Annotated in this window: 12 protein-coding genes; 6 read left to right on the top strand and 6 right to left on the bottom strand. The window is 74.1% G+C overall.

Annotated elements, in window-relative coordinates; all coding sequences use genetic code 11:
- Positions 1–99 precede the first annotated feature (99 nt).
- Entirely contained in the window at positions 100–585 is a 486-nt protein-coding gene (locus OOJ91_RS11565) for a hypothetical protein (RefSeq protein WP_266244600.1), read from the bottom strand.
- Positions 586–977: 392 nt separating this feature from the next.
- Between OOJ91_RS11565 and OOJ91_RS11560 the strand changes: the two genes are divergently transcribed.
- Complete coding sequence (locus OOJ91_RS11560) at positions 978–1865, top strand: Vgb family protein (RefSeq protein ID WP_266244599.1); 888 nt, start codon at positions 978–980, stop codon at positions 1863–1865.
- A 116-nt stretch (positions 1866–1981) separates the two neighbouring features.
- Here OOJ91_RS11560 and OOJ91_RS11555 read toward each other — a convergent pair whose 3' ends face one another.
- Entirely contained in the window at positions 1982–2917 is a 936-nt protein-coding gene (locus tag OOJ91_RS11555; protein WP_266244598.1) for a S66 peptidase family protein, read from the bottom strand.
- Positions 2918–3152: 235 nt separating this feature from the next.
- Between OOJ91_RS11555 and OOJ91_RS11550 the strand changes: the two genes are divergently transcribed.
- Positions 3153–3920, top strand: coding sequence for a type 1 glutamine amidotransferase (locus tag OOJ91_RS11550; RefSeq protein ID WP_266244597.1), 768 nt, complete (start codon positions 3153–3155; stop codon positions 3918–3920).
- Entirely contained in the window at positions 3920–7081 is a 3162-nt protein-coding gene (locus OOJ91_RS11545; RefSeq protein WP_266244596.1) for a bifunctional [glutamine synthetase] adenylyltransferase/[glutamine synthetase]-adenylyl-L-tyrosine phosphorylase, read from the top strand. The genes OOJ91_RS11550 and OOJ91_RS11545 overlap by 1 nt, the downstream gene beginning before the upstream one ends.
- 5 nt (positions 7082–7086) lie before the next feature.
- Here OOJ91_RS11545 and OOJ91_RS11540 read toward each other — a convergent pair whose 3' ends face one another.
- Complete coding sequence (locus OOJ91_RS11540) at positions 7087–8685, bottom strand: hypothetical protein (protein WP_266244595.1); 1599 nt, start codon at positions 8683–8685, stop codon at positions 7087–7089.
- A 44-nt stretch (positions 8686–8729) separates the two neighbouring features.
- Here OOJ91_RS11540 and mptB (OOJ91_RS11535) point away from each other — a divergent pair, with 44 nt between their 5' ends.
- Both mptB (OOJ91_RS11535) and mptB (OOJ91_RS11530) read left to right on the top strand, forming a co-directional pair.
- Positions 8730–10130 carry a polyprenol phosphomannose-dependent alpha 1,6 mannosyltransferase MptB gene (mptB, locus tag OOJ91_RS11535; RefSeq protein WP_266244594.1) on the top strand — a complete coding sequence of 467 codons (1401 nt, stop codon included), beginning with the start codon at positions 8730–8732 and terminating at the stop codon, positions 10128–10130.
- 16 nt (positions 10131–10146) lie between these two features.
- Complete coding sequence (gene mptB, locus OOJ91_RS11530) at positions 10147–11640, top strand: polyprenol phosphomannose-dependent alpha 1,6 mannosyltransferase MptB (RefSeq protein ID WP_266244593.1); 1494 nt, start codon at positions 10147–10149, stop codon at positions 11638–11640.
- 58 nt (positions 11641–11698) lie between these two features.
- Here the strand turns inward: mptB (OOJ91_RS11530) and OOJ91_RS11525 are convergent, their stop codons facing one another.
- From OOJ91_RS11525 to glnA, 3 genes are all read right to left on the bottom strand, one after another.
- On the bottom strand, positions 11699–12673 hold the full coding sequence (locus OOJ91_RS11525) for a hypothetical protein (protein ID WP_266244592.1): 975 nt from the start codon (positions 12671–12673) through the stop codon (positions 11699–11701).
- The gene (locus tag OOJ91_RS11520) at positions 12670–13035 is read right to left on the bottom strand and encodes a PadR family transcriptional regulator (RefSeq protein ID WP_266244591.1); all 366 of its coding nucleotides are present in this window, start codon (positions 13033–13035) and stop codon (positions 12670–12672) included. The genes OOJ91_RS11525 and OOJ91_RS11520 overlap by 4 nt, the downstream gene beginning before the upstream one ends.
- A gap of 197 nt (positions 13036–13232) precedes the next feature.
- Positions 13233–14657, bottom strand: coding sequence for a type I glutamate--ammonia ligase (gene glnA, locus OOJ91_RS11515; protein ID WP_266244590.1), 1425 nt, complete (start codon positions 14655–14657; stop codon positions 13233–13235).
- A gap of 261 nt (positions 14658–14918) precedes the next feature.
- On the opposite strand from glnA, the gene OOJ91_RS11510 reads away from it, so the two are divergent.
- Positions 14919–15317, top strand: a complete 399-nt coding sequence (locus OOJ91_RS11510) for an RDD family protein (protein WP_266244589.1) — start codon at positions 14919–14921, stop codon at positions 15315–15317.
- Positions 15318–15429: the final 112 nt, after the last annotated feature.

Raw genomic sequence — 15429 nt, 5'->3', positions numbered from 1 at the left:
GCGGGGCGTGTCAGGGACGGACGTGACACATGAGGCCGTCCAGGGCGTATCAGGGCCGGCCCCGGCTGGCCAGAACCGGCCGGGGCCGCACCCGCCGGACTACTTGCCGGGCGTGCCTTCGCCGTGGTGGATGCCGGGACCGCGGTGACCGCCATCACCGAGGCCGCCGGGGCCGGGGAAGACGCCGGCCTCGACGGCCTTGGTGATGGCGTCGGCCTGCTCCTGGGTGAGCTTGCCGTCCTTGACCGCCTGGTCCAGCCGCTCCTTGAGTGCGGCCTGCCGGTCCTCGGCGGACGGGCGCGCCGGACGATCGGCGGGCCGGTGCTGGTCGCGGACCTTCTCCAGTGCCGCGGTCACCTTGTCGGTGGGGACACCCAGCTCCTTGGCGAGCGCCTCGGCGAAGTCACCCTGCCGGTCGGCCTTCGCTCCGGGAACGGGCGCGGGAGCGGGCGCGGTGCTGGCGCTCGGGGCCGGCGTCGGAGTGTCCGCGGCGAACGCGATCGTCGGGGCGGCGACCCCCACGCCGAGGACGCCCGCGGTGGCCAGACCGGCCAGCAGGTGCTTCCTACGGATGGTGCGGGACATGCTGTCCTCCAGAAGGTCGATGATGCGGCAATGTCGTCACCGACAGTGACCGGCGATCCTGGGCGCGACCCGTGGCGACCCTGTCAGCGAGCTGACAATCAAGCGACCAGGCTGACGGACCGACGGGCGGGCCGGCAGTCGTGCGGGCGGGCCGGCAGTCGAGCGGCGGGTCGACAGGTAGGCGGCGGGCTGACGGTCGGGCGGCGGGGCTGGCAGTCGAGCGGGCGGGCGGGCAGTCGAGCGGCGGGTTGACAGGCAGGCGGCGGGCTGGCCGGCCGGGCCGACAGTCGAGCGGCGTGAGCCGACAGTCGGGCCGGCGCTCGGTGAAATCGGTTGTGTCGTCGTTGGTCGGACGGTCAGGGTTGGTGGTCGCCAACGGAGGGACACGCGAGATGACAGTCGAGATTAGGGAGATTTCGATCGCCGGGTCGGACACGGGCCCGTACGGCATCACGGTTGGGCCCGACGGCGCGTTGTGGCTGACGCTGGTCCAGGCCGGCGGCATCGCCCGCCTGGGGCCGGACGGTGAGGTCCGGACCTACCCCCTGGAGCCGGCCGGCGGCCGCCCGTTGATCATTACGACGGGACCGGACGGCGCGCTCTGGTTCACCCGCTCCGGAGACGACCGGATCGGGCGGCTCACCGTCGACGGCGACCAGCGCACGATCGCCCTGCCGGCCGGGACCGGGCCGGGCGGCATCGCGGCCGGGCCCGATGGCGCGCTCTGGTACGCCGGGATGACCTCCGACGCGATCGGCCGGGTGGACACCGGCGGTACGGTCACCGTATTTCCGCTTCCGGTGAGCGGTGGGTTCGCCTCGATGATCACCGCTGGCGTGGACGATGCGCTCTGGTTCACCCTCAACCGGGCGAACGCGATCGGCCGGATCGACCTCGACGGCCGGGTGACGCTGCACCCCTTGCCCACCGCGGACGCCGGACCGGTCGGCGTCACCCTCGGCGCGGACGGGTCCGTCTGGTTCGTGGAGATCGCGGCCGGTCAGCTCGGCCGGATCGATCCGGACGGCGTGCTCGTCGAGGTGCCGCTGCCGGACCGGGCGGCCCGTCCACACGCGATCGTGGCGGACCCGGCGGGCGGCGCGTGGTTCACCGAGTGGGGCGCCAACCGGATCGGCCACATCGACACCACCGGCCGGATCGAGAGCTACGACCTGCCCACCCCCGGAGCGGAACCCCACGGCATCACCCGAACCCCCGACGGAGTCTGGGTAGCACTTGAGATCGGCGCGGTAGCCCACCTGAGCCCGCCCACCACCTGACCCGCGGCCCAGCCGTCCCGAGCCGCGGGCTCTGGTGATCAAGAGGTTCGCGTCACGATCCGGCCCGGAAATGACCCAAACCTCTTGATCACCGGGAAAAGGGGGTGGGGGTGGGGTTACTGGACTGCGGGGGTTGTTTGCAGGGTGTTCGTGGTGGTGTCCAGGGTTGCGGTCGTGCCTACCGGGACGGTCAGCTGGTCGGGGCCGTGGCCGATGGGGAGGCCGCCGAGGACCGGTACGCCCAGGTCGCCGAGGCGTTCGGTGAGCACGTCGACGATCGTGGTGTCCCAGCCGTCGCCGCAGTCGGTGAACTGCCCGACCGCCACCCCGGCCAGCCCGTCCAACGCGCCGGCCCGGCGCAGGTGGGTAAGCATCCGGTCGACCTTGTACGGGGGCTCCTGCACATCCTCGATCAACAGCACCGCACCGGTCAGGTCGGGCAGGTCCGGCGTGCCGATCGAGGCGGCGATCAGGCACAGGTTGCCGCCGAGCAGGGTGCCGGTGGCGCGACCCGGCACGCGTACGCCGAAGGTCTCCTCGGTGGGCACCGCCTCGACGGTCACCGGCTCGGTGGTCATCAGCGCCGCGTGCAGGGACTCGGCGGAGCGCAGCGACGTCCGCTCGTCCCGCCAGGCGGCCCCCGGGCCGTGCACACCGGCCAGCCGGGCGCCCCGCCACAGGGCGAGCTGCAACGCGGTGATGTCCGAGAAACCGGCCACCACCTTCGGGTCGCGGCGGACGGCGGCCATGTCGATGGCGTCCACGATCCGCTGGGCGCCGTATCCGCCCCGGGTACAGATCACGCCGCGTACCTGCGGGTCGGCGAACGCCGCGTTCAGGTCGGCGGCCCGCAGGTCGTCGGTGCCGGCGAGGTAGCCGTGGCGGGCGTACGCGTTGGGCGCCGGCACCGGCCGCAGGCCCCACCCGGTGAGCAACTCCATCCCCCGGGCGACCCGCTCCGGTGAGGTCGGCCCCGACGGTGACACCAGCAGCACCGTGTCCCCGGGGCGCAGGACTGGTGGACGGACGGCGGCGGAATCCTCGCTGATCACAACGGCAGAGCCTAACGAGCCGCGAACGCCGGCCGTCGACGACCGCGCGGTCCAGCCGCGAACGCTCGCGCACGTCGGTCCCGAACGCCAGCGCGCGTGGCCGCGAACGCCAGCGCGCACGTCGGCCGCGAACGCTCGCGCACGGGCCGAACAATGGCGTACGGGTCGAAGCGTCCGAGCGGCGTGGGCCGTGGCGGGGCGTGGCGCTGTGGGACCTACCGGCTAGCCTCGACGCGTGGCAACCGCGCTGGTGATCGAGAACGACCCGACCGACGACGCACGCCGGTTGGGTGAGTGGCTGACCGAGGCTGGGCTGGAGCTGTGGGTGGTCCGCCCGCACGCCGGTGACGAACTCCCCGCCGACCTGGAGGGGTACGCGGCGCTCGTGGTGCTGGGCGGCGACCAGCAGGCGTACCCGCTGCCGGACGGCTCGCCCGGCGCACTGTGGTTCCCGGCCGTGGAGGGGCTGCTGCGCAAGGCCGTCCGGTACCGGGTGCCCACCCTGGCCGTCTGCCTGGGCGCGCAGTTGCTCGCCACCGCGCACGCCGGGCTGGTCGAGCGGAGCCCGTCCGGGCCGGAGATCGGGCCCGGCGTGGTCGGTCGGCGCGATGCCGCCGACGGCGATCCGCTGTTCCGGTACGTGCCGCTGATCCCGGACGTGCTCCAGTGGCACTCCGACGAGATCACCGAGCTGCCCCGGGGCGCCACCCTGCTGGCGGCCTCCACCCGGTATCCGCACCAGGCGTTCCGGCTCGGCGACCGGGCCTGGGGGCTGCAGTTCCACATCGAGTGCGACACCGCGATGATCGCCGACTGGGCCACCGACTCGGCCCAGCTCGCCGAGCTGGGCTACGACCCGGAGCTGGTCGTGGCGGCCTGCGACGCGGTGATGGTCGACGTCGAGGAGGTCTGGCAGCCGTTCGCCGCCCGATTCGCGGCGCTGGCCCTCGGCGAGCTGGACGACAGTACGACGCGGCGCGGCCTGCCGCTGCTCGGGCACTGATGAGCAGGCCGACGAGGGCGCCGGGCCGGCTCGCCCGCTACGGCTTCGGGGTCGCCGACGGCGACGGCGGAGCCCGGGCCGCCGACCTGCTCGGCCCGGACGGGTTGGGCCTCTGGCAGCCGGTCGAGCAGGAGCCGGTCGACGAGACGGCCGCGGAACTGCTCGCCGCGCTGTCCCGGGCCGCCGACCCGGATCTGGCGCTCCGCCAACTGCACCGCATCGTCGAGGCCGAAGGCCGTGCCCGCGCCGCCGGCACCGCCAGCGGCGGCACGACGGCCGGCACCGCGGCCGGCACGACCGCCGGCACCGCGGCCAGGACGACCGGCGGTACGAGCGCCGGCACCGCGGCCGGCACGACCGCCGGCACCGCGGCCGGCACGAGCGCCGGCACGATCGGCGGCTCCCGGCTGATCGCGGAGCTGCACGCCGATCCCGGGCTGCGGCGTCGACTGATCGCCGTCCTGGGCGCGTCGTCGGCGCTCGGTGATCATCTGGTGGCGAACCCGGAGCACTGTCTGGCGCTGCGCACCGCCCCGGACGGGCTCGCCCCGATCGCCGAGGGTCGACTGGAACCGGACGGCGACGGCAACCCCGTGGCGGTGCTGCGGACCGCGTACCGGCTGGCGTTGCTGCGGATCGCGGCGGCCGACCTCACCGGCGGCCGGGCGCTGGAGCAGACCATGGCGGCGCTGTCGGCGCTGGCCGACGCGACGCTGGCCGCGGCGTACGAGATCGCTGTCGACGAACTGGCGGAGGGCACCGAGCGGCCCCGGCTGGCAGTGGTGGCGATGGGCAAGTGCGGCGGCGGCGAACTGAACTACGTCTCCGACGTGGACGTGATCTTCGTGGCGGCCGAGGACGCCGACCTGCCCGCCGCGACAGTGGTGGCGGCCCGGCTGATCAACATCTGTGGACTTGTCGCGTGGCCGGTGGACGCCGCGCTGCGCCCCGAGGGCAACCGGGGCCCGCTGGTGCGCACCCTCGCCAGCCACCTGGCCTACTACCGGCGGTGGGCGCGCACCTGGGAGTTCCAGGCGCTGCTCAAGGCCCGTCCCGCCGCCGGTGACCTGCCGGTGGCCCAGGAGTGGATCGACCAGCTCGCGCCGCTGGTGTGGCGGGCCGCCGAACGACCCGAGGCGGTCGAGGACGTCCGTGCGATGCGCCGCCGGATCATCGACCACATTCCGCCCAAGGAGCTGGAGCGCGAGATCAAGCGCGGTCCCGGCGGGCTGCGCGACATCGAGTTCGCCGTCCAGCTCCTGCAACTCGTACACGGGCGCGGCGACGAGACGCTGCGACCGCCGGGCACCATCCCGGCGCTGCGCGCGCTTGTCGCCGGCGGCTACGTCGGCCGCGCCGACGGCGAGGCGCTGCTGCGCGGCTACCGCTTCCTGCGCACCGTCGAGCACCGCCTCCAGTTGCAGGGCCTGCGCCGTACGCACACCGTGCCCACCGAGCCGTCCGCGCTGCGCTGGCTGGCCGCCGCGCTGGGCTACACGGCCACGCCGGGGCGCAGCGCCGTGGAGAGCTTCCGGGCCGAGTGGGTCACCCACGCCACCGAGGTACGCCGACTGCACGCCAAGCTGCTCTACCGGCCGCTGCTGGAGTCGGTGGCCCGGGTGCCGGCCGACGGGCTGCGGCTCACCCCGGAGGCGGCCCGGCACCGGTTGGAGATCCTCGGGTTCGCCGACCCGGCAGGGGCGCTGCGTCACCTTCAGGCGCTCACCGGCGGGGTGAGCCGCACCGCGGCCATCCAGCGGACCCTGCTGCCGGTGCTGCTGAGCGAGTTCGCCGACGCGCCGGAGCCGGACCGGGGGCTACTCAACTACCGCAAGGTCTCCGACAAGCTGGGCAGCACACCCTGGTACCTGCGGCTGCTGCGCGACGGCGGTCCCGTCGCCCGGCGGCTGGCCCGGGTCCTGGCCCTCTCCCGGTACGTCGCCGACCTGCTCGCCCGCGACCCGGAGGCGCTGCGGCTGTTGGCCGAGGAGAACGAGCTGGCGCCACGCCCCCGCGAGATCCTCCGGGAGGGCTTCCTGGCGGCGGCGGCCCGACACACGGACCCGGTCGAGGCGACCCGCGCGGTGCGGGCGCTGCGCCGACGGGAACTGGTCCGGGTGGCGTGCGCCGACGTGCTCTGCCACGCGGGCGCGCTCGCCCCCACCCCGAGCCGGCCGGACGGCACGAACCGGCCGGCCCCGGGCCTGGCCGACATCACCGAGGTCGGTACGGCGCTCTCCGACGTCACCGACGCCACTCTCGCCGCCGCGCTGCGCGCCGCCCGGGCCAGCCAGCCGGCCCCGGAGGGGCTGCGGTTCGCGGTGATCGGGATGGGTCGGTTGGGCGGGTACGAGTCGAACTACCTCTCCGACGCCGACGTGCTCTTCGTCTACGACCCGCCCGCCGACAGCAGCGAGAGCGCCGCCAGCGCCGCCGCGCACGCGATCGCCGAGGAGTTGCGGCGACTGCTCGGGGTGCCCGCGCCCGATCCGCCGCTCGGCGTCGACGCCGACCTGCGTCCGGAGGGCCGGCAGGGTCCGCTGGTGCGCAGCCTCGCCGCGTACGCGCAGTACTACGCCCGCTGGTCGCGGGTGTGGGAGGCACAGGCGTTGCTGCGGGCACGGTTCGTCTGCGGCGACGCCGATCTGGGCGCCGAGTTCGAGGCGATGATCGAGCCGGTGCGCTACCCGGCGGACGGGCTGACCCGCGAGCAGGTAGTGGAGATCCGCCGGATCAAGGCCCGGGTGGAGACGGAGCGGCTGCCGCGCGGCGCCGACCCGGCGACCCACACCAAGCTGGGCCGGGGCGGGTTGGCCGACGTGGAGTGGGCGGTCCAGCTCGTCCAGCTCCGGCACGCGGGCGCGGTTCCGGCGCTGCGTGGCACGCGTACCCTCGATGTCCTCGCGGCGGCCGAGCGGGCCGGCCTGATCGACCCGGCGGACGCCGCGGAGATGGCCGCCGGCTGGTCCCTGGCCGCGCAGGTCCGCAACGCGCTGATGCTGGTCCGGGGTCGCGCCGGTGACCAACTGCCCCGGCACGGGGTGGAGCTGGCCGGGGTGGTCCGGCTGCTCGGCCGCGACGACCCGGGGGAGTTCCTCGACGAGTACCTGCGCACCGGCAGGCGCTCCCGCGCGGCCGCCCAGCGGGTGCTCGAAGCGTAGGGCCCTCAACTGCCGACTGTGTATTCGCCGGCGCGGGGCACGGTGACTGTGGTCCAGTCCCCGTCGGCGGTGACCGTGGCGTCGCCGGACGCGACGAGCCAACGGCTGTGGCGGATGCGGACCGCGACCGGGCCGGCGGTCGGTGCCCGGAAGGTCACCGCCGCGCCGTCGGCGCGGACCAGTTCGGCGGGCGCGGCGACAAGCGGCGTCGGGTCGGCCACCGCCCAGACCCGCCAGTGCGCGCCGGACCAGACGGGCGTCAGGTACGGCAGGCCGCCCTCGACCAGCTCCGCCTCGGCCCGTCCCACCCAGGACAGCGGGGCGTCCGGCACCGCCACGTACTGCACGGCGTTCTCCGCCAGCCACGCCCGGTAGCTCGCCGGGGTCAGCGGCACGCCGGTGCCCGCCGCGCCCGGCACGGTGGTGAAGAACAGCGGGTTGCGGTCGATGTCGGCCTGTCGCAGCCAGCCCCGGGCCAGCGGGACCTCGCCGAGGCGGGCCGCCTCCCAGTAGTTGCGCGTCGGCGGCACCTCGACCCGGCCGGTGAGCCGCTGCCCGGCCAGGAACGCGCGCAGCGGCGCGTGGTAGCCGGGCGCGCTTGTCGGATCGCCGATGCCGCGCAGGTCGGCGGGGACCACCGGCGGCTGCCACCCGCAGACGGCCACCAGCAGGGCGGTCAGGGCCACCGCGCCCAGCAGCCGTGCGCGGCGGGTCGGCCCGGCGCCGGCGGCCGGGCGGCGGGCCAGGCGGGCGGCGAGCCAGGCCGGCGGCCGGGCGGCGGCAGCGAGGAGCGGCAGCGCGAACATCGTCGCCAGCCGTGTCGCGTTCAACCCCACCGGGGTGTGCACCGCCGCGGCGGCGAGCACCCCGGCGGCGGCGAGGAGCGCGCCGAACCGCACCTGCCGGTACGCCACAAGCGCCGCCACCACCAGGCTTGTCACCACCGCGCGCAGGGTGTCGGTGCGGCTGATGTTCATCCAGCCGCCGTCGCCGAAGAGCAGCGCGGTCGTGGCGAGGGGCACGGCCGCCGCGACACCGAGCGTCAGACCGTCGGCGTAGCGACGGGTGAGCAGCAGCGCCGCGCCCGCCAGGCCGACGAACAGACCCGCCACCGGGCTCGTCGCCGACGCGAGCAGCGCGCAGGCGGCGGCGAGCGCGAGCTGCGGCACCCTGGTCGGGCGGGCGAGCGTGAGCGCGAGCAGCGCGGCAAGCCCGAACGCCACCCCAAGGGCGTACGTCACCCGGCCGGAGACCAGGTTTCCGGCAAGCGTGACCACGCCGACCAGACTGCCCAGCAGTGGTCGGGGCACCGGACCGCGGACCAGCAGCGCGGCAAACGCGGCGGCCGACGCCACGAGGGCCAGCGCACCTGTCACCCGCACGCCGAGCACCGCCATCACCGGCTGGGACACCAGGCTGTAGCCGAACTGCTGCACCCCGCCGTACCAGCGCAGATCGATCGCTGTCGGGCCGTGGGCGGCGAAGAAGTCCGAGCGGGCGACCTGCGCGGCGAGGTCCGAGCCCATCAGCGGCAGGGCCAGCCAGAGCGCGCCGAGCACGACTGCGGAACCGGTGGCCACCGCCACCACCCGACTGCGCCGCATGCCCACCTCCGTACCGCGACAACCGTACTGGCAGCATGTCCGGCGTGCCTCACCACCTCGCGCGCTGGACCGGACTGGCGGGCTCGGCGTTGCTCGCCGTCGCCGCGTTCCTCGGCGGCGCCCTGCCCGGGTCGCCCCTGCGCTCCACCCCGGTCAGCATCTGGCAGGGCCCGCACGGGCCACTGGTCCTCGTCGCATGGTTGCTCGGCACCGCGCTGCTGGGGTACGCCTGGTGGTCGCTGCGCGACAGCGTGCCGTCGACCCGCTGGGCGCTTGTCACCATCGGGCTGTGGCTGCTGCCGGTGCTGATCGCGCCGCCGCTGGCCAGCCGCGACGTCTACGCGTACGCCTGCCAGGGCGCCAGCTACGCCGCCGGGATCAACCCGTACGAGCAGGGCGTCTCGGCGCTGCCCTGCCCCTGGTTGGACACGATCTCCTACATCTGGCGCGACACCCCGGCGCCGTACGGGCCGCTGTTCGTGGTGCTCTCCGGCGCGGTGGTCAAGGCCACCGGCTCGTTGACCGGCGCGATCGTGGTGTTCCGGCTGATCGCCGTGGCGGGGGTGGCGCTGACCGCGGCCAGCCTGCCGGTGCTGGCCCGACGAGCCGGCGTACCGGCCGGTCGGGCCGTCTGGCTGACGCTCGCCTGCCCGCTCGTCGCCGTGCACCTGGTGGGCGGCGCGCACAACGACGCCCTGATGGTCGGCCTGCTGGTCGCCGGGCTGGCGGTGATCGCCTCCCGACCCGGACGCCCCGGCCCGCTGCTCGCCGGTGGCGTGCTGCTCGGCCTGGCCGCCGCGATCAAGGTGACGGCGCTTGTCGTGGTGCCCTTCGCGGCGCTGGCCGCGATCGTCGGCGGGTACTCGATCCGCGCGCTGATCCGTCACGGCGGGTGGGTGGTCGGCGCCGCGGTAGCCGTCGTCGTCGGGGTGACCTTCGCGGCGGGACTGGACTTCGGCTGGGTCGGCGGCCTGGCCCGGGGCGGCGACGTGATCGCCTGGACGTCGCCGTCGACCGCGGTCGGGCAGACAGTCGGCTACCTGGCGGTGCCCTTCGGCGGGCACGTCGACGCCCTCCCGGCCACCCGGGGGATCGGCATGGCCGTGCTGGCGCTGCTGCTGGTGTGGCTGTGGTGGCGGGCCCGCACCCGGGAGCCGCTGTGGCACGCCGCCCTGGCGCTGGCCGCCACTGTCGCCCTCGCGCCGCTGTTCCACCCCTGGTACTGGATCTGGCCCCTCGCGGTGCTCGCGGCCACCGCTCGACGTACCGGATGGTTCACGGTGGTCGCGCTTGTCGCGTCGTTCCTGGTGCTGCCGGACGGCACCGGGCTGCCCCGGTTCACCAAGTCGGTCGGTGCGCCGCTGATGACGCTGTTGGTGATCGTGCTGGTCATCCGGTTGGTACGGTCGGCTCGGGCGGCCCGTCAGCCGGTCGCCGCCGACTGAGGGGGACGGTGCGCCGGTGACCGAACCCGGCGCGCGCCTCTCCCGGTACGGGGGCCTGGCCGGCGCGATCCTGCTCACCGTCGCCGGGTACCTCGGTGGAGCGCTGCCGGACGCCCCGCTGGGCGCGACACCTGTGTCGATCTGGCGAGCCCCGGGCGGCCCGGCGACGCTCACCTGCTGGCTCATCGGCACGGCGCTGCTGGTCGGGGCCTGGTGGTCGCTGCGCGCCGGGGCGCCGTCGGGCCGGTGGGCGTACGTCACCGCCGGGCTGTGGATCCTGCCGCTGCTTGTCGCGCCGCCGCTGGGCAGCCGGGACGTCTACTCGTACGCCTGTCAGGGCTGGACGTACGCGCGCGGCGTCGACCCGTACGCGGTTCCGGTGGCGGCGGCCGGCTGCCCGTGGCTGGACGCGGTGGCGCCGATCTGGCGGGACACGCCCGCTCCGTACGGGCCGGTCTTCGTGCTGCTCGCGGCGCTCGCGGTGGGTGTCGGTGGTGGGCTCACCGGGACTGTCGTGGCGCTGCGGGTCATCGCCGTGGCGGGCCTGCTGCTGGCCGCGTTCTGCCTGCCCGGCCTGGCGCGGGCGGCGGGCGTGCCGACCCGTCGTGCCGCCTGGTTGGCGCTGGCCGCCCCGGTGATCGGCGTGCACCTGGTGGGCGGGGCGCACAACGACGCCGTGATGCTCGGGCTGCTGCTGTGCGGGCTGCTGGTGGCGATTCGGCGACCGGGTCGACCGGCGGCGCTGCTCGTCGCCGGGGCACTGCTCGGCCTGGCGGTCACGGTGAAGGCCACCGCCGTGGTGGTGACGCCGTTCGCCGCGCTGGCCGCGGTGCACGGCCGGCACACCGTACGGGCGCTGCTGCGCGACGGCGGCTGGCTGGCCGGCGGGCTGCTGGCCGCGCCGCTTGTCACCTCGGCGCTGTCCGGCCTCGGGTTCGGCTGGGTGGGCGGGCTGACCCGCAGCGGCGACTCCGAACAGTGGACGTCACCGCCCACCGCCGTCGGCCTGGTGGTGGACTACGTCGGCGCGCTGGCCGGGCGAGACCCGCAGGCGGTGCCTGTGGTCCGGGCGGTGGCGCTGCTGCTGCTCGCGGTCCTGCTTGTGGTCCTGTGGTGCAGGGCCTGGCGGGACCTGCGGGCCTCGGGTGATCCGGCCCTGGCCCGCCGTTGGTCGGGTCCAGGTAGCTCAGCCCGCCCCTGGGTCACGCTGCACGGCGCCGGCCTGGCCCTGGCCGCCACCGTGACCCTGTCCCCGGTCTTCCACCCCTGGTACGCGACCTGGCCGCTGGCGCTGCTCGCGCTCACCGCCACCCGCACCACGTGGTTCCTGCTGCCGGCCGGGGCGGCGACCTTCCTGGCCCTGCCCGACGGCACCAACCTGGCCCGCTTCACGAAGGCCCCGGGCGCGGTGGCGATGACCGCCCTGGTCCTGTTCCTGCTCCTCCGGATCCGGCACCACGGACACCAGCGCTCGCCCGCTGGTCACGATCGCGCTCGAACATGGTTGTAGTGGCATCGGCGAACCGCCGAGGCCACTACTTCCTGGATCGAGCACGATCTTCGAACGGTCAGCGGTGGGGGTTCCAGGTCGGGTCAGGGGTGGAGGTCCGGCCCAGTCGGGCGCGTACGGCGAGTGCCACCGGTAGCAGGGCGGGGCCGACAACTGCCACCAGGCCGGCCGTCGCGGCCAGCGCCGTCCAGCTCGGAGCGAACGCGGCAGGCACGCCGTCCGCCGCCCCGGCCAGCGGTTGCAGGGCCAGCAGGCCCACCGGGGTGAGCAGGATCAGGGTCGCCCAGCCGCCCCGGTGGTCGCCGCGCAGCGCCAGTCCCAGGGCGAGCAGCACCGCCACCACGAGCATCGCCACGGCGGCGCTCTGCAACATCACCGCACTATCCGAGCGGTAGGTCCAGGCGAAACTGTCCCACGCCGAGCTCACCGCGAACGCCAGGCCGGCGACGGCGGCGACCAGCGGCGTCACCCGCAGCGACACCTGCCGATCGCGGGAGACGCCGAGCGCCACCAGCCCCAGTCCGACCTGGGGAAGCAGCACGAACAGCGGCGGGCGGGGCAGGCCGGTGAGCGCGGCGGCGGGGACGAGCGCGACCGTGAGGAGCACCGCGACCGCGACCGCGCGTCGGTGCCACCGGCCGGGTGTCAGCGCCTGCGCCGCCGCGGCGAGCAGCCAGCCGACCCACGTCACCATGCCGAGCGACACGAACGGCCCGACCGACGGCTCACCGAAGCCCGGCGGTGCGGGGCGCAGTTCGAGCACCGTCCACATGCCGGCGAGCGTGCTGGCGGTGAGCAGGGCCACGGCGGCCGCGAGGCGTACGCCAGGCATCAGGTCGGTCGCGCCGGTGACGCGTACCCGCTGGCGGAGCCCGCCGCGCAGGAGGTCCGCGGCGTCCGCGGGGGAGGGCCAGCGGCGACCCGGCGCGGCCAGGTCCAGGTAGGTGCCGACGATCTCGGCGCCGCGCGAACGCCGGTACTCGACGGGGTACGCGCGCAGCAGTCGCAGGTAACGGCGCTCCAGGTCGGTCATGCCAGCCCTCCGGCCACACGCGGGGTGATCGGCCGGGTGGTGCGAGCGCGCCGGGCCAGCCGGGCGGTGGCGGCCTCGACGTTGCGCCGGAGCCGCTCGGTCTCGGCGCCCAGGGTGGCGTCGCCGGCGGGGGAGAGCCGGTAGTAGCGGCGCAGCCGACCGTCCACCACCTCCTCCCGGTCGACCTCGACCAGACCGGCGTCGACAAGCCGGTCGAGCGCGCCGTAGAGGGTCCCCGGGCGGAGCGTCACCCGCCCGTCGGACAGGGCGGTGACCTCGCCGATCAGCCCGTAGCCGTGCAGCGGCTCGCCGGCGAGCGCGGTGAGGATCAGGAACGTGGGTTCCCGCAGGGGTGTGTCCATGGCGTCCAATATAACGGACGCGAAGGTATTCCGGTGTCCGATAGGTCAGCGCGGCGGGCGGAAAGCAGCCGGGCCGGCTCCGCGTACGCGGAGCCGGCCCGGCCGGTGGTGCGGGGACTGCTCAGCAGCCGTAGTACTGCTCAGCAGCCGTAGTACTGCTCAGCAGCCGTAGTACTGCTCAGCAGTCGTAGTACTGCTCAGCAGTCGTAGTACATCGCGAACTCGTGCGGGGTCGGGCGCAGGCGCACCGGGTCGACCTCGTTGGCGCGCTTCCAGTCGACCCAGGTGGAGATCAGGTCGGGGGTGAAGACGCCGCCGTCGAGCAGGTAGTCGTGGTCGGCCTCGAGCGAGTCGAGCACGGCCGGCAGCGAGCCCGGCACCTGCTTGACGTCGCCCCACTCCTCCGGCGGGAGGTCGTAGAGGTCCTTGTCGATCGGCGTCGGCGGCTCGATCTTGCTCTTGATGCCGTCCAGGCCGGCCATCATCATGGCCGAGAAGGCCAGGTAGACGTTTGCCGACGGGTCCGGAACGCGGAACTCGACGCGCTTGGCCTTCGCGTTGCTGCCGGTCACCGGGATGCGGGTGCAGGCGGAGCGGTTGCGCTGCGAGTAGACCAGGTTGACCGGAGCCTCGTAGCCGGGCACCAGACGGCGGTACGAGTTGACCGTCGGGTTGGTGAAGGCCAGCAGCGACGGCGCGTGGTGCAGCAGACCGCCGATGTACCAGCGGGCCATGTCGGACAGACCCGCGTAGCCGGTCTCGTCGTAGAACAGCGGCTCACCGTTGAGCCAGAGGCTCTGGTGGGTGTGCATGCCGGAGCCGTTGTCGCCGAAGAGCGGCTTGGGCATGAAGGTCGCGGTCTTGCCGTTGGCCCACGCCTCGTTCTTCACGATGTACTTGAAGAGCTGAAGCTGGTCACCGGCGTGCAGCAGGGTCGAGAACCGGTAGTTGATCTCGGACTGGCCGGCGGTGCCCACCTCGTGGTGCGAGCGCTCCACGTTGAAGCCGGTGTCGACGAGCCGGCGCACGATCGAGTCACGCAGGTCGGCGTAGTGGTCGACCGGCGGCACCGGGAAGTAGCCGCCCTTGTACGCGGTCTTGTAACCGAGGTTGCCGCCCGCCTCATCGCGGCCGGTGTTCCAGGCGCCCTCGATCGAGTCGATGTAGTAGAACGACTGGTGCGCCGAGGTCTCGTGGCGGATCGAGTCGAAGATGTAGAACTCCGCCTCGGCGCCGAAGTAGGCGGTGTCGGCGATGCCGCTCGCCGCCAGGTACGCCTCGGCCTTCTTCGCCACGTTGCGCGGGTCGCGGCTGTACGCCTCGCGGGTGAACGGGTCGTGGATGAAGAAGTTGAGCGCGAGGGTCTTCTGCGCCCGGAACGGGTCGATGAACGCGGTGGCGACATCCGGGAGCAGGAGCATGTCCGACTCGTGGATCGCCTGGAAACCGCGGATCGACGAACCGTCGAACGCGAGGCCGTCGGTGAAGAGGTCGTCGTTGACGGACTCGACCGGCAGGTTGAAGTGCTGCATCACGCCGGGCAGGTCACAGAAACGAACGTCGACGAACTTCACGTCCTCGTTCTTGAGGTATCGCAGCAGTTCCTCGGGATTGGCGAACACACATCCTCCTGGCACGTCCACGGGGTGGCTAGGCTTCTGGCGACGCTAGGGCCGAGCGGTTGCCCGGCCATGTCTCCGGTGTTTCTGCCGTGTTACGTCCCTCGCGGAGCGTCAGCGACGCTCCTGTCCACGCACTCAGCCTGCACGAACGGCGTACCGGCTGTGCCAGTGTAATGACACTTGATGCCATTCGCCCGAATCGGCACGCAGTGGTGACGGCGCTCCGAGGCGCGGATCCGGTCGCGGATACCCTTGATCGCTGTGACAGGTCCGCACGTCCCGGCAGCGCCGGCCACCGACCCCACCTTCACCCCACCGAGCCTCGGTAGGCGCTTCGGCGCGCTGATCATCGACTGGGTGCTGTGCCTGCTGGTGGCCAACATCTTCGCCGACCCGGTACGCGACGGCTGGGCGCCGGTGCTGGTGCTGATCCTGGAGTACGGCATCTTCCTCGGCCTCTTCGCCCAGACGCCGGGCATGTACATCACCAAGGTCCGCTGCGTGAACTGGCACGACGGCGGCCGGATCGGCCTGCCCCGCGCGCTGGCCCGGGGCGTGCTGCTGGCGCTCGTCGTCCCCGCGCTGATCATGGACGAGCACCGTCGTGGCGTGCACGACCGCCTCGTCGACTCGGTCATCGTCGACGCCCCCCGCGGCTGACGCGCCCGACACCCGGACTCCCGCGCCCCCACCACACCGATGGGGCCTCGCTGGCCGGCTCGGCGGGCACCTCGGCAGCGCGCCTGTCGAGGGCCCGCATCCCGGAGGCCGG

The organism is Micromonospora lupini, assembly GCF_026342015.1.
GTDB classification, from domain to species: domain Bacteria; phylum Actinomycetota; class Actinomycetes; order Mycobacteriales; family Micromonosporaceae; genus Micromonospora; species Micromonospora lupini_B.
Note: the sequence above shows the minus strand (reverse complement) of the source record. Positions and strands in the feature narration are given on the sequence as shown.

What these genes read in the sequence shown, in the direction of transcription:
- OOJ91_RS11565 (WP_266244600.1), bottom strand. Translation starts at nt 585, where the DNA reads ATGTCCCGCACCATCCGTAGGAAGCACCTGCTGGCCGGTCTGGCCACC.
- OOJ91_RS11560 (WP_266244599.1), top strand. Translation starts at nt 978, where the DNA reads ATGACAGTCGAGATTAGGGAGATTTCGATCGCCGGGTCGGACACGGGC.
- OOJ91_RS11545 (WP_266244596.1), top strand. Translation starts at nt 3,920, where the DNA reads ATGAGCAGGCCGACGAGGGCGCCGGGCCGGCTCGCCCGCTACGGCTTC.
- OOJ91_RS11540 (WP_266244595.1), bottom strand. Translation starts at nt 8,685, where the DNA reads ATGCGGCGCAGTCGGGTGGTGGCGGTGGCCACCGGTTCCGCAGTCGTG.
- OOJ91_RS11525 (WP_266244592.1), bottom strand. Translation starts at nt 12,673, where the DNA reads ATGACCGACCTGGAGCGCCGTTACCTGCGACTGCTGCGCGCGTACCCC.
- OOJ91_RS11520 (WP_266244591.1), bottom strand. Translation starts at nt 13,035, where the DNA reads ATGGACACACCCCTGCGGGAACCCACGTTCCTGATCCTCACCGCGCTC.